Genomic DNA, 12,998 nt, shown 5'->3' with positions numbered 1-12,998 from the left:
TGCAGCCGCATTGCGCGCGATATGTTGGAATCGGTCTTGGTTGCGACGCGATCCGCGCCTAGGTAACGGTTTCACGACGGTCCTGGCGTAACCCCTCGCGGCCGAGGTCGCGGGCGGCACGCGTCTCCGGCCGTTTCCCGCCGTGCCGGATGCGAGGCCCGCGAGACCCGCGCGCCTCCAGGATTCGAGATCGACATGTCTGTTGTCAGCGCGAGCGCCGATGTCCGCAACCTGGACATCGACGGGGATACGCTTCGCGAGGAATGCGGCGTCTTCGGCATCTACGGGCACGACGACGCCTCGGCCATCACGGCACTCGGCCTGCACGCCTTGCAGCATCGCGGCCAGGAGGCGGCCGGCATCGTCTCCTACGACGACGGCGTGTTCCACTCGGAGCGCCGCCAAGGCCTCGTCGGGGATTCCTTCTCCGACCGCGCCACGATCGAGCGGCTGGCCGGCCGCTCGGCCATCGGCCACGTGCGCTACTCGACCACCGGCGGCACAATTCTTCGCAACGTCCAGCCGCTCTTCGCCGAACTTGCCGGCGGCGGGCTGGCGGTGGCGCATAACGGCAACCTCACCAACGCGCTGTCGATCCGCCGCGACCTCGTGCGCGACGGCGCCATCACGCAATCGACCTCGGATACCGAGGTGATCCTCCATCTGGCCGCCCGCTCGCGCAAACCGCGCATCGTCGAGCGCTTCATCGACGCGCTGCAGCAGATCCAGGGCGCCTACGCCATCGTCGCGCTGACCAACAAGAAACTCATCGGCGCCCGCGACCCGCTCGGCATCCGCCCGCTGGTGCTCGGCGAACTCGACGGCCGCTACATCCTCGCCTCCGAATCCTGCGCGCTCGACATCATCGGCGCCCGCTTCATCCGCGACGTCGAGAACGGCGAGGTGGTGGTGATCTCGGAAGAGGGCGTCGAGTCGATCCGCTTTGCCGAAAAGCAGCCGATGCGCCCCTGCATCTTCGAGTACATCTACTTCGCCCGCCCCGACTCGGTGGTGAACGGCAAGAGCGTCTACGGGGTGCGCAAGGCCATCGGCCAGGAACTCGCCCGCGAGGCGGCGCCGGAGGCCGACGTGGTGATCCCGGTGCCGGATTCCGGCGTGCCGGCGGCGCTCGGCTTCGCGCAGGAGGCCGGCCTGCCCTTCGAGATGGGCATCATTCGCAACCACTATGTCGGGCGCACCTTCATCCAGCCGACCCAGACCGTGCGCGAACTCGGGGTGCGGATGAAGCACTCGGCCAACCGCGCCGCGGTCGAGGGCAAGCGCATCGTGCTCGTGGACGACAGCCTCGTGCGCGGCACCACCTCGGTGAAGATCGTGCGGATGATGCGCGATGCCGGCGCCCGCGAGGTGCATTTCCGCATCGCCTCGCCGCCGATCACGTACCCTGACTTCTACGGCATCGACACGCCCGAGCGCGAGAAGCTCTTGGCCGCCACTCACGACCTCGAGGGGATGCGCCAATATATCGGCGCCGATTCGCTGGCCTTCCTGTCGATCCCCGGCCTTTACCGGGCGATGGGCGAGGAGGCGCGCAACGCCGACTGCCCGCAATACACCGACCATTGCTTCACCGGCGATTACCCGACCGGCCTGACCGATCTGGCGATCGCCGGGCCCAAGCGCTTCGCCATGCTGGCCGAGGCGGACTGAAGCCCGTGGTCGAGAAGATTTTGGCCGACAAGATCCTCGACGGTCGGGTGGCCGTCGTCACCGGCGCCTCGCGCGGCATCGGCCGCGCCGCCGCGCTGGCGCTGGCGAGCGCCGGTGCCCATGTCGTCGCGGTCGCCCGCACGCAGGGCGGCCTGGAGGAACTCGATGACGCGATCCGCTCCGCCGGCGGCCACGCGACGCTGGTACCCCTCGATCTCACCGATTACGACGCCATCGACCGCCTGGGTGCGGCGCTCAACGAGCGCTGGGGCCGGCTCGACGCGGTGGTCGGCAATGCCGGCATCCTCGGCAACCTGATGCCGGTCTCCCACGTCACGCCGAAGGTCTGGGATCAGGTGATGGCGATCAACGTCACCGCCAACTGGCGCCTGATCCGTTCGTTCGACCCGCTGCTGCAGCGCTCGGATGCGGGACGCGCGATCTTCGTCTCCTCGGGCGCGGCCGCGAAATGCCGGGCCTATTGGGGGCCCTATTCCGTCTCGAAGGCGGCGCTGGAGGCGATGGTGCGCACCTATGCCGCCGAGAACGAGAGCACGGGCGTGCGCGCCATGCTGCTCAACCCCGGCCCGCTGCGCACGAGCATGCGCGCGGCGGCGATGCCGGGCGAGGACCCGGCGACGCTGAAGACCCCGGAGGAGCTGGCGCCGCATTTCGTGCGCCTCGCCTCCCCCGCATGGAACGAGACGGGCAAACTCTACGATTTCCCCAGCGACCGGGTTCTCGCCTTTTCCGCACCCCAGTAACGGGGTCCGGGGCCAAGGCCCCGGCGGGTTTACGGGCAGAGCCCGCTTTCTTTGTTTTTCGGGTTTCGCGCCATGATCGACGTTCGCTGCATCTGCGCCATCGGCCAGCGGGGCCAGCTCGGCCTCAACGGGCACCTTCCCTGGGAGGGCAACACCGATCCGCTCTTCGTCGAGGACGTGACGCGCTTCTTCGCGCTCACCATGGGCCACGTGCTGATCGCCGGCCCCAAAACCGTGGCCTCCGTGCCGGAATTCGCGTTCAAGGACCGCACCATCGACGTGATCCGCTCGCACGAGGATCCGGAGGCGGTGCTGAAGCGCTATCCCGGCCGGCGCATCTTCGTCGGCGGCGGCATCGCGGTCTGGAACGTCTACGCGAAATACATCCAGCACTGGGACGTCACCCGCCTCCCCTACGACGGCGAGGCCGACCGCTGGTTCGACCCGGCCTGGCTCGTCGGCGGGCCGCTGCGGAGCTGATTCCTATTTTGCACCCACGCGGCAGGCACCGCCTGCATCCGCGCTGCCGCATGGCGGTTCCAGCCGGCATTCGCTAAGGAGGCTCGGCCGACGCCGTGAGCGGCGACGGGCGAGCGCAGGGTATGATCGGATGAGCGGAACGGACATCGGAGCCGGCGACAGCGAAGCCACCGCCGATTTCGGCTACGAGCGCGTGCGGCTTTCCGAGAAGCAGGCCAAGGTGGACGACGTGTTCCGCTCGGTCGCGCGCCGCTACGACCTGATGAACGACCTGATGTCGGGCGGGCTGCACCGGGTCTGGAAGTCGCACCTGATCTCGATGCTGCGCCCGTCGCGCACCCGGCCCTACCAGCATCTCGATGTCGCGGGCGGCACCGGCGACATCGCCTTCCGCACCCTCGAAGCGGGCGGCCCCGAGACCCACGTCACCGTGCTCGACATCAACGAGGCGATGCTGCGGGTCGGCGCCGAGCGGGCGGGCCACAAATACGACGGCCGCATCGATTTCGTCACCGGCAATGCCGAGACGCTGCCGCTGCCGTCGAACCATTTCGACAGCTACACCATCGCCTTCGGCATCCGGAACGTGCCGCGCATCGACGTGGCCCTTCGCGAGGCGCACCGGGTGCTCAAGCCCGGCGGGCGCTTCCTCTGCCTGGAATTCTCGCGGGTCGACCTGCCGGTGCTGGAGAAGATCTACGACGCCTACTCCTTCCACGTGATCCCGCGCATCGGCGAGCGGGTGGCGGGCGACCGCGAATCCTACCAGTACCTCGTCGAGTCGATCCGCAAGTTCCCCTCCCCGGACAGCTTCGCCCGGATGATCGAGACGGCGGGTTTCAGCCATGTCAGCCATCGCCGGCTCTCGGGTGGCATCGTCGCGATCCATTCCGGCTGGAAGATTTCTTGATTCCTTTTCGATCGCGATCGCTGACGGGCACCTCGGCCGGGCCGTGCCCCGCGGCGCAGGGCATGCTTAGAGCATCGTCCCGGATATCGGATCCGGGACGATGCTCTAAGCTCCTGTTTCTGCATCGTCTTTTTCCGAAAGCCGGAGGCCACCTTTCGGGACGATGCTCTAGCGTCGGTGATCCGGTGCGATCCCTCTTCGAGCAAATGCCTGTCAGGGTTCGATGATGCTCGGCGCCGTCTTCTACCTCGCCCGCGGCGCCCATGTCGGCTTCGTGCTCGCCCGTGAGGGCGGGCTGGCGCTGATCGATGCGGCGCAATTGCCGCCGCATCTGCGGCTCGCGCTGAAGCTCGGCCGCTCGCTGGAGCGGCGCGGCATCGCGGAGGCCCCCGGCGCGAGCCCGCTGGAACGGGCGCTGACCCGGCTCGGTCCCTCCTACGTCAAGTTCGGCCAGTTCCTGGCGACCCGCCCCGACATCGTCGGCATGGCCGCCGCGCGCGATCTGGAGCGACTTCAGGATCGGGTTCCGCCCTTCCCGCAGGGGGTGGCGCTGCGCGTCGTCGAGCAGGAACTCGGCAAGCCGGTCCCGGCACTGTTCACCGCCTTCAGCGAGCCGGTGGCCGCGGCGTCCATCGCCCAGGTCCACAAGGCGACGGTGCTCGACGCCGACGGCACGCAGCGCACGCTCGCGGTCAAGGTGATGCGGCCCGGCGTGCGCGAGCGGTTCGCGCGCGACATCCAGGCGATGCGGTTCATGGCCCGCATCGTCAACGTGCTCCTGCCCGATGCCGAGCGCCTGCGTCCGCGGGAGGTGGTCGAGATCCTGGCCCGCTCCGTCACCATGGAGATGGACCTTCGCCTCGAAGCGGCGGCGATGTCGGAACTCGCGCAGAACACCGCGGGCGACGCGGATTTCCGCACGCCGCGCCCCGAATGGGCCCTGACCTCGCGGGACGTGCTGACGAGCGAGTGGATCGACGGCGTGCGCCTCAACGACCGCCCCGGCATCGTCGCGGCGGGCCACGACCCGAAGGCGCTCGGCCGCACGGTGATCCAGTCCTTCCTGCGCCAGGCGATCCGCGACGGCTTCTTCCACGCCGACATGCATCCGGGGAACCTGTTCGTCGATCCGCAGGGGCGGCTCGTCGCGGTGGATTTCGGCATCATGGGCCGGCTCGGCCATGCCGAGCGGCGCTTCCTCGCCGAGATCCTGCTCGGCTTCATCACCCGCGACTATCGCCGCGTCGCCCAGGTGCATTTCGAGGCGGGCTACGTGCCGCGCCACCATTCGGTGGACGATTTCGCGCAGGCGATCCGGGCGATCGGCGAGCCGATCCACCAGCGCCGGGCCGACGAGATCTCGATGGCCAAGGTGCTCACGCTCTTGTTCGACGTGACCGCCCTGTTCGACATGAGCACCCGCACCGAGCTGGTGATGCTGCAGAAGACCATGGTGGTGGTGGAGGGCGTCGCCCGCTCGCTCGATCCGCAGCTCGACATGTGGACCGGCGCCGAACCGGTCGTGCGCTCCTGGATCACCCGCCATCTCGGCCCCGTCGGCCGGATCGAGGGCGGCGCCCGCGCGGCGCTGACCCTCGCCGAGGTCGTCTCCGACATCCCCGACATCGCCCAGCGCATCCGCCGCATCATGATCCGCCTCGACGAGGAGGGCTCGCGCGACGTCCAGGTGATAGAGCGGATCGCCCGGCTGGAACGGCGACGCGCGATCTGGTCGACCCTGGCCCTGTGGGGGATCGCGGTGGGGGCGCTGGTGCTCGCCTTCCGGTGAGAGACCTTCTCACCGGCCGAATTTCTCCTACACTCCCCTCACATGACCGATCTGCTCGACAAGGCGATCACCGCCGCCCGGAACCTCCCGCCCGAGGTGCAGGACGCCATCGCCCGCATGGTGCTGAGTTATGCGGGCGAGGAACAGGCCGTCTACCGCTTCACCCCCGAGGAAGAGGCGGAGCAAGATGAGGCCGATGCCGCCGAAGCGCGTGGCGATTTCGCGACCGACGAGGAAGTGCGCGCCATCTGGGCCAAGTACGGTTTGTAATGCCACCGCATCAAGCAGCAGGCACTGTTTCGGAACTGACTGCCTCAGCTTTACGTGCCCCGCCCTCAGCATAGAACCGTGCCGTCGCACGAAGTCGATCCGTCAGTTCATAGATGTGGTCCAGACTGTCGATGCGTACCCGCTCTTCCTTATCTCCATCGAAAAGGCCGATATATTTAATCGTACGATTGAAATGAAGCCGGGCGAGCGGCTTGCGATTGTTGTTGTCAATTAGAATGCCGCAATAGCTTCTTTGATCGCGCATAATCACACGATCGGCTTTGATGACCTCCCGCACGATGGCGCGAACGATCATGAAGCCCTCGCGCTCTTCATCGGTGGTGACGATTTCGGCATCTTCTACAGCGGGCTGTGCTTCGGCAATATCAAGGGCAGCCGTATCGGCAAGTGCATTCGAAAGGCGGGATTGAACAGAGTCCCGGATGATTTCGCGAAAGGCGGCCTTTACCAGCGGCGTGAGCTGCTCTCTGACCTGCGCTGTAAAGCGGCCGGCCTGGACAGGTGCAACGACCATTCGAACAAATTCTTCGGATGGCGACTCCAACAAAGCCATAATTTCTTTTTTTATCAGAGACGTATATTTTAGCCTATGGGCAGACTGAAGAATGGCGTCTTCGTTGAAGCTACTTCTGGCAAATTTCGTCAGTTCGGCAACGGTCTGAGCATGAATGTCCGACATTTCGAATGTAAGAAAAGGGCGGTCATCAAGCTTATTAGGAGCCTCTAAATCCGTATGAAAATGAAACGTCCGACCGTTCGTTAGGATCGCAAATTTGGCTGAAGTCACTGAAAAATATCTGTAAAGTTGCGATAGATGGATCTTATCCAACTTAGTCGTAATAGGCTTGCATTCCACCAATATACGAATGTCGCCATCGAACTTAATCGCGTAATCGACCTTCTCGCCCTTCTTACCAACAGCGTCGGCCGTGAACTCAGGGACAACTTCATTTGGGTTGAAAACATCGTAGTCGAGGGCGGCTAGAAACGGCAATACAATTGATGTCTTCACCGCTTCTTCAGTTGCCATTGCGCTAGAGTGTGACTTGATACGTTCAGCCAACGTACGCAGCTTTTCCTCAACGCTCACACCACCCTCCCGGACTGATTCGCCCTAGGATAGTGGCATTATAACAACCTCAAGTCGATCTCTCTGCTCTCCTAATTGCTTCATGTTGAGAGACAAATCCCGATGACGGCCTTGCAAGCAGCGAGTGCTGCAACCTCCGTTGCCGTTTGACGTGCAAGGCTTCATCGGATCTCGGTCACTCGTCGAAGACACCCCCCTCCCCACCCTTGACGCGGGCCCCACGAATCCTCGTTCTGCGCTCATGTCGCAATCTTCTCCGGGCGCCCTCGCCGGCCGCCGCATCCTCCTGATCGTCGGCGGCGGCATCGCCGCCTACAAGGCGCTCGACCTGATCCGGCGCCTGCGCGAGCGCGGGGCGCAGGTGCGTCCGCTATTGACCGACGCGGCGCAGGAGTTCGTCACGCCGCTGGCCGCCGCCGCGCTGGCCGGGGAGCGGACCCATACCGACCTGTTCGACCGGGAGAGCGAGGCCGATATCGGCCATATCAAGCTCGCCCGGGACGCCGACGCCATCGTGGTGGCGCCGGCCACCGCCAACCTGATGGCGCGGATGGCGACCGGCCACGCGCCGGACCTCGCCTCGACGGTGCTGCTCGCCACCACCCTGCCGATCCTGATCGCCCCAGCCATGAACGTGCGGATGTGGCAGCATCCGGCGACACAGCGGAACCTCGCGACCTTGAAGGCCGACGGCGTCGCGGTGGTCGGCCCCAACGAGGGCGCCATGGCCGAGGCCGAGTTCGGGCCGGGGCGGCTGGCCGAGCCGCACGAGATCGCCGACGCGCTCGAAGCCCTGCTGGCGCAGCGGTCGGGGGGCCAAGGCCTGGGATTCCTGGCCGGCCGCGAAACGCCGAAAAAACCGCTGGCGGGGCGGCACGTGCTCGTCACCTCGGGGCCGACCCACGAGCCGATCGATCCGGTGCGCTACCTCGCCAACCGCTCCTCGGGGCGGCAGGGCCACGCGGTCGCCGCCGCCGCGGCCGAGGCCGGCGCCCGCGTCACCCTGGTCTCGGGGCCGGTGGCGATCCTCGATCCGGCGGGCGTCACGGTGGTGCGGGTCGAGAGCGCCCGCGAGATGCTCGCCGCGGTCGAGGCGGCCCTGCCCGCCGACCTCGCGATCTTCGCCGCCGCCGTCGGCGACTGGCGCCCGGCCGAGACCCGGACGGGCAAAATCAAGAAGGACGGCAGCACGCCCGCCCCCCTGCAGCTCGTCGAGAATCCGGACATCCTCGCCACCATCGCCGGCCGGAGCGCGGGGCGCCCGCCCCTCGTCGTGGGCTTTGCCGCCGAGACCGACGACGTCATCGTGAACGCGCAGAAGAAGATCGCGCGGAAGGGCTGCGACTGGATCGTCGCCAACGACGTCTCGGCGGAGGGCGGGGTCATGGGCGGCACCGAGAACACCGTCCACCTCGTCGCCCGCGACGGCGGCGTCGGGAGCCGTGTCGAGACGTGGCCGAAGCTCGACAAGGAGGAGGTCGCACGGCGGCTGGTTGCGCGGTTTGCGGACTTGCTCGCGGCGAAGTCCGCCTGAACATCTCCGCCCCTCCGGAGCGTATTCGCGGTTCGGCAGGAGACTCTGCGGCCGTTGCGCGGCAGGCAAGACGCGGCCGTCCGGCGAGCGGAAATGTTCCCGCGCAAAAGACCTTTAAGTTTTCTTCTGCTCAGCTTGCCCTCTTCGGCCCCGTGCCCAGATCCTCCTCCACGTCATTCACAGCGACAGGAGCGACATCATGGCCAAGGCCGACCGGCACAGCATGGGCCCCGGCGCGCAGGGCAAGGGCGACGGCAGCGGCGCCATGACCGATCTGCCCGAGGGCATCCTCGGCGAGAACGAGGTGCTGAGCAACCGCGACAAGTCCCGGCACACCGACCAGCGCGGCCTCGACAGCCGCCACGTCCAGACCGAGCAGTACCACGACCATGTCGGCGCCCGCCAAGACGGAGGCCGCACCGGCGAGGAAGAGGCCAATTCGAGCGGCCCCGCGGGCCCGATGACGAACACTTCGGGCGACGCCAGCAGCCTGCGCGCGAAGCAGCGGGGCTGAGCCCCTGCATTGAGGGGAGGGAGGGCAGCGCGCGCCCGGCCCTCCCTCCCCGGCCGGCGGCCGCGGCTCAGATCGAGCGCAGGAACAGGGCGGTCGCGGCGGCGCGGCGGATGAAGGCGTTGCGTGCGTAGATCCAGGTCGGACCGCTCTGGATCACGTTGCGGCTCAAGGCCCGCTTGAAATCGAAGACGCCGCGGTTCCCGGCCGGATCGACACCGCCGAAATCGAAGCGGCTGGCGCCCTCCTGCCGGGCGCGCTCGATGATCCGCCAGACGGCGAGGGTGGCCGCACCGGTCGATCGTGCCCGCTCGTCCGAGGCCGTGAAGAAATCGGTCCACACCGCCCGCGCGGTGTGGACGATGCGCACCAGGATCGGTTCTCCGCCCTGGCGGATTTCGAGGAAGAGCAGGTGCGGATCGGACGCCGCGAGGTCGCGATAGGCGGCCGTGTCGAGGCCGCTCGAGAAGCCCTTGCGCTGTTGGAGGGCAGCATACATCCGCACGAAGGTGTCGAAGGCCCGCAGCCGCTCGACCGGGTCCGTCAGGAAGACGGCGGTGAGATCGGGCTGCCCCGTCGCCTTGTTGACCTCGCGCCGCCAGCGCCGGTCGGCCGCGGCCAGGATCGCGTCCGTGTCCGGTGTCAGGTCGAGTTCGATCGTGTGATCCATCGCCGTCACGACGGGCACGAAGCCGTGCGACAGCAGGGCGGTGACCCCCTCCGGATCCTGAGGCCGGTAGCTCTTCACCGCGAGTAGGTCCGCCGGGCGCAGGGCGAGATGGTCGATGAAGGCGGCGAGCACCGCTTCCGCCCGGAACTGCCCGCGGGCGGTGAGGACCGCCCCTCCCTGCACGAGGATCCGGCGCACGGGGCCGGTGCGGCGCTCCTGGTACTGGATGTAGGCGAGATCCGCGCCGTTGTCGTTCAGGGCGACCTGCCGGACGGTCCAGCCGAGCCGGCTCTTGTAGTGGCCCCAGCTCCGGGACGCGTAGAGGTTGGCGGCCGGCTGCTGCCAGAGGATCTCATCCCAATCCTCGGCCCCCGAACGGTCGATGACCGCGACCTGAGCTGTCATGAACCGCCCTCTCCTGTCCGCTCGCTCTCTCCGCCAGCCGGACGACGTCTCCCGAGCGCGTGCCCGACGTCTCGATCAGGCTTGCGCGATCAGGCTTGGCGGTATCGTGCTCCGATGCGCAACGCCATCGCAAGCGAATGTATCCGCTCGCCGGAGCCCCTTGCGTAGTCTGCGCCGGCCGCGACAGGCGCATGACGCTGCGGCCAGGAAACGGGTTCAGGAAACGGGTTGATGAAACGGCTTGCGGCCGGAGGAGACGGGCGGCTTGATGCGGAGCGCGGGTGAGATCGCACCATCGCTGCAAGTGGCTGTGGAGACGCCGCGCCGGGGGAGGATCGTCATGGCGGATGAGAGCGAATCGGCGGGCGCGCGGGCGGAACGGCTGGCGCGGTTCCAGCCGGCCTCGGGGATGGTGACGCCACGCTTCTCGGGGCTTGCGAGCTTCATGCGGCTGCCGGTGCTCGATCCCGCCGAGGCGGTGGGAGACGGGGCCGGCGAAGGGGTCGGCGAAGGGGCTGGCGAAGGGACTGGACTGGTCGAGATCGGCCTGATCGGCATCCCCTTCGACGGCACCACCACCAACCGCCCCGGCGCCCGGCTCGGGCCGCGGGCCGTGCGCGAGGCCTCCACCGGCACGCGGGCGCTCAACCACGCCACGGGGGTGGCGCCCTACGCCCTGGCGGCCTGCGCCGATCTCGGCGACGTGCCGGTCAACCCGGTGGACGCCGCCGAGACCGCCCGGCGGATCGAGGCGTTCTACCGGCCGCTCGCCGAGGCCGGAATCGTGCCGCTCACGGTCGGCGGCGACCATTTCATCACCTATCCGGTGCTGCGGGCGCTCGGGGCCGCCCGGCCGCTCGGGCTGATCCATATCGACGCCCACAGCGACACCGACGACACTCAGTATGGCGGGGCGCGGCTCACCCACGGCACGCCGTTCCGGCGCGCGATCGAGGACGGGGTGCTCGATCCGCGGCGCTGCATCCAGATCGGCATCCGCGGCAGCATGGATGCGGCCGACGAGCGCGACTGGGCCCTGGCGCAGGGCATGCGCATCCTCACGATGGAGGAGGTCTGCGCCCGCGGCCTGCCGGAGGTGGCCGCGGAAGCCCGCGCCGTGACCGGCGACGGCCCGACCTATCTCAGCTTCGACATCGACGCCCTCGATCCCGCCTTCGCCCCCGGCACCGGCACGCCGGAGATCGGCGGCTTCACCACCCGCGAGGCGCTGCACCTGCTGCGGGCCCTGCGCGGCCTCGATCTCGTCGGGGCGGATGTGGTGGAGGTCGCCCCTCCGCTCGATTCCGCCGGCATCACGGCGCTGGCGGGCGCCGGCATCGCCTTCGAGATCCTGTGCCTGCTGGCCGAGCGGGTCGCCGCACGGCACTGACCGGCTCGAAAGACGGGACCCTGGTTTGGAGGGATGCCGTTCGGAATCCCGGATCAGCTCCGCACAGACGGTCCGCCCGCGGCGTCGCCGGCGCGGAAGATGATCGGGCGGTAGACCCTGAGCAGGTCGGGATCGAGCTGGCCGGCCTGGGCCTGCATGATCGCGGCGGCCTCGGCGGCGGGCAGCGGCGGGCGGTAGACCCGGCGCTCGGTCAGGGCCGAGTGGACGTCGCAGATCGCCACGAGCCGCACGAGATCGCTGATCCGCGCGCCCTTCAGGCCCTCGGGATAGCCGGACCCGTCGAGGCGCTCGTGGTGGTAGCGCACCACGTCGAGGATCTCGGGCTCGAAGGCGGCCTCCTGGGCCAGCAGGTCGGCGCCGAGCGCGGCATGGGTGCGCATCACCGTCATCTCGTCGGGCGTAAGGGGGCCCGGCTTGTTGAGGATGGCATGGGGAATCAGCGCCTTGCCGACATCGTGCAGCAGTGCGGCCTTAGCGAGCCGCTGCCGGTCGCCCCGGGAGAAGCCGAGTTCGGCGGCGAAGGCGGCGGCGAAGCCCGCGACGCTCAAGGAGTGCTGGTAGACCTGGATGTCGTGGCGCCAGACGAGGTCGAGCCAGGTGCGGATGCCGACCTCGGAGACCGTGTCGAGCACGATCCGCGTGCCTTCCTCGGCCTCCTCCGGGCTCGGGGGCCGGCCGGTGGCTGCCTTGTCGAACAGGCGCGTGACGAGGGTGGTGGCCCGCTCCACCCGCAGTTCGGGGGTCACGCCGCCCGGTTTCCGCGCCTTGTCGGATGAGCCTCCCCTCGCCTTTCCTTCCGCGACAAGCCGGATGAGCGTCGGGACGATGCCGGCGGATTGGCGCGGATCGATCACCGTCGGCGTGCCGAGCAGACGCACCGCCGCCGTGTCTTGGACGGCATTGCCGCGGGCGAGATAGAGACAGGGCAGCCCGCTCTCGCGAATGCGCTCGGCGAGCCACATGATCCAGGCGCTTCCCCGATCGGCCGCGAGATCGGTGGCGAGATCGACGACGAAGGCGATCGGCCGGTCGGCGGGCAGGGCCGCACCGGGCTCGACGACCCGGCAGGGCAGAACCAGGGCGATGCCGCGAGCAAGGCGCTCCGCCCGCTCGCGGCGGTCCGAGACGAGGACGACGACGTCCTCGCGTTGCACTCCCTGACGCTCGTGTCGGTCCCGAGGTTCCTGCATCGGTCATCCGTGGCCGCGAGGCCAGTGGCGGACTCGAAGCGTATCTTGGCCGCTTACATCAAAAGCGTTGAGAAATGCTTCGCACCATCTTGATGGTACAACCCTGACGTATTCGCACGGTGCCATGCTTCGCCACCGGGGCGATGCCGCCGAGCCTCCGTTCACTCCGCAGCGATTTCGGTGGCGGGTCAGGGAATCACGCTTGCAGGACGCGTGCCGAGTCCGAGCACAAGGGTCGTCAGGCCCGCGCCATGAGGTCGCTACTTAAGGTTGCTCGGGTTC

At 68.0% G+C, this 12,998-nt stretch carries 12 protein-coding genes; 9 read left to right on the top strand and 3 right to left on the bottom strand.

The features are described 5' to 3' along the window. Positions 1 to 195 precede the first annotated feature (195 nt). From purF to OVA30_RS15910, 6 genes are all read left to right on the top strand, one after another. The gene (gene purF, locus OVA30_RS15935) at positions 196 to 1,671 is read left to right on the top strand and encodes an amidophosphoribosyltransferase (protein WP_004446262.1); all 1,476 of its coding nucleotides are present in this window, start codon (positions 196 to 198) and stop codon (positions 1,669 to 1,671) included. A 20-nt stretch (positions 1,672 to 1,691) separates the two neighbouring features. Next, on the top strand, positions 1,692 to 2,435 hold the full coding sequence (locus OVA30_RS15930) for an SDR family NAD(P)-dependent oxidoreductase (protein ID WP_056113180.1): 744 nt from the start codon (positions 1,692 to 1,694) through the stop codon (positions 2,433 to 2,435). A 72-nt stretch (positions 2,436 to 2,507) separates the two neighbouring features. Next, complete coding sequence (locus tag OVA30_RS15925; RefSeq protein WP_003606487.1) at positions 2,508 to 2,915, top strand: dihydrofolate reductase; 408 nt, start codon at positions 2,508 to 2,510, stop codon at positions 2,913 to 2,915. A 130-nt stretch (positions 2,916 to 3,045) separates the two neighbouring features. Next, positions 3,046 to 3,825, top strand: coding sequence for a bifunctional demethylmenaquinone methyltransferase/2-methoxy-6-polyprenyl-1,4-benzoquinol methylase UbiE (gene ubiE, locus OVA30_RS15920; RefSeq protein WP_003606485.1), 780 nt, complete (start codon positions 3,046 to 3,048; stop codon positions 3,823 to 3,825). A gap of 226 nt (positions 3,826 to 4,051) precedes the next feature. After that, a complete protein-coding gene (ubiB, locus tag OVA30_RS15915) occupies positions 4,052 to 5,614 on the top strand; it encodes a 2-polyprenylphenol 6-hydroxylase (RefSeq protein ID WP_268176040.1) in 1,563 nt (520 codons plus the stop codon). 42 nt (positions 5,615 to 5,656) lie between these two features. Further along, positions 5,657 to 5,884 (top strand): hypothetical protein, encoded by a 228-nt coding sequence (locus OVA30_RS15910; protein WP_003606483.1) that lies wholly within the window; start codon positions 5,657 to 5,659, stop codon positions 5,882 to 5,884. Positions 5,885 to 5,894: 10 nt separating this feature from the next. Here the strand turns inward: OVA30_RS15910 and OVA30_RS15905 are convergent, their stop codons facing one another. Next, positions 5,895 to 6,995, bottom strand: a complete 1,101-nt coding sequence (locus tag OVA30_RS15905) for a type I restriction enzyme HsdR N-terminal domain-containing protein (protein WP_442786107.1) — start codon at positions 6,993 to 6,995, stop codon at positions 5,895 to 5,897. Between the two features lie 241 nt (positions 6,996 to 7,236). Between OVA30_RS15905 and coaBC the strand changes: the two genes are divergently transcribed. Together coaBC and OVA30_RS15895 are read left to right on the top strand one after the other, a co-directional pair. Then, positions 7,237 to 8,529 carry a bifunctional phosphopantothenoylcysteine decarboxylase/phosphopantothenate--cysteine ligase CoaBC gene (gene coaBC / locus OVA30_RS15900; RefSeq protein ID WP_268176039.1) on the top strand — a complete coding sequence of 431 codons (1,293 nt, stop codon included), beginning with the start codon at positions 7,237 to 7,239 and terminating at the stop codon, positions 8,527 to 8,529. A gap of 199 nt (positions 8,530 to 8,728) precedes the next feature. Continuing rightward, positions 8,729 to 9,043, top strand: coding sequence for a hypothetical protein (locus OVA30_RS15895; protein ID WP_015824103.1), 315 nt, complete (start codon positions 8,729 to 8,731; stop codon positions 9,041 to 9,043). 67 nt (positions 9,044 to 9,110) lie between these two features. Here the strand turns inward: OVA30_RS15895 and OVA30_RS15890 are convergent, their stop codons facing one another. Beyond that, positions 9,111 to 10,115 (bottom strand): lipid II:glycine glycyltransferase FemX, encoded by a 1,005-nt coding sequence (locus OVA30_RS15890; protein ID WP_268176038.1) that lies wholly within the window; start codon positions 10,113 to 10,115, stop codon positions 9,111 to 9,113. A 340-nt stretch (positions 10,116 to 10,455) separates the two neighbouring features. Here OVA30_RS15890 and speB point away from each other — a divergent pair, with 340 nt between their 5' ends. Continuing rightward, positions 10,456 to 11,505, top strand: coding sequence for an agmatinase (speB, locus tag OVA30_RS15885; protein ID WP_268176037.1), 1,050 nt, complete (start codon positions 10,456 to 10,458; stop codon positions 11,503 to 11,505). Between the two features lie 53 nt (positions 11,506 to 11,558). Here speB and OVA30_RS15880 read toward each other — a convergent pair whose 3' ends face one another. Continuing rightward, positions 11,559 to 12,716 (bottom strand): HD-GYP domain-containing protein, encoded by a 1,158-nt coding sequence (locus OVA30_RS15880; RefSeq protein ID WP_076642264.1) that lies wholly within the window; start codon positions 12,714 to 12,716, stop codon positions 11,559 to 11,561. Positions 12,717 to 12,998 lie beyond the last annotated feature (282 nt).

The organism is Methylorubrum sp. SL192 (assembly GCF_026672325.1).
GTDB lineage: Bacteria > Pseudomonadota > Alphaproteobacteria > Rhizobiales > Beijerinckiaceae > Methylobacterium > Methylobacterium extorquens.
Note: the sequence above shows the minus strand (reverse complement) of the source record. Positions and strands in the feature narration are given on the sequence as shown.

Bases quoted from the DNA above. Each gene is read 5' to 3' on its own strand.
- purF (WP_004446262.1), top strand. From the start codon at position 196: ATGTCTGTTGTCAGCGCGAGCGCCGATGTCCGCAACCTGGACATCGAC.
- OVA30_RS15925 (WP_003606487.1), top strand. From the start codon at position 2,508: ATGATCGACGTTCGCTGCATCTGCGCCATCGGCCAGCGGGGCCAGCTC.
- ubiE (WP_003606485.1), top strand. From the start codon at position 3,046: ATGAGCGGAACGGACATCGGAGCCGGCGACAGCGAAGCCACCGCCGAT.
- ubiB (WP_268176040.1), top strand. From the start codon at position 4,052: ATGCTCGGCGCCGTCTTCTACCTCGCCCGCGGCGCCCATGTCGGCTTC.
- OVA30_RS15910 (WP_003606483.1), top strand. From the start codon at position 5,657: ATGACCGATCTGCTCGACAAGGCGATCACCGCCGCCCGGAACCTCCCG.
- coaBC (WP_268176039.1), top strand. From the start codon at position 7,237: ATGTCGCAATCTTCTCCGGGCGCCCTCGCCGGCCGCCGCATCCTCCTG.
- OVA30_RS15895 (WP_015824103.1), top strand. From the start codon at position 8,729: ATGGCCAAGGCCGACCGGCACAGCATGGGCCCCGGCGCGCAGGGCAAG.
- OVA30_RS15890 (WP_268176038.1), bottom strand. From the start codon at position 10,115: ATGACAGCTCAGGTCGCGGTCATCGACCGTTCGGGGGCCGAGGATTGG.
- speB (WP_268176037.1), top strand. From the start codon at position 10,456: ATGGCGGATGAGAGCGAATCGGCGGGCGCGCGGGCGGAACGGCTGGCG.
- OVA30_RS15880 (WP_076642264.1), bottom strand. From the start codon at position 12,716: ATGCAGGAACCTCGGGACCGACACGAGCGTCAGGGAGTGCAACGCGAG.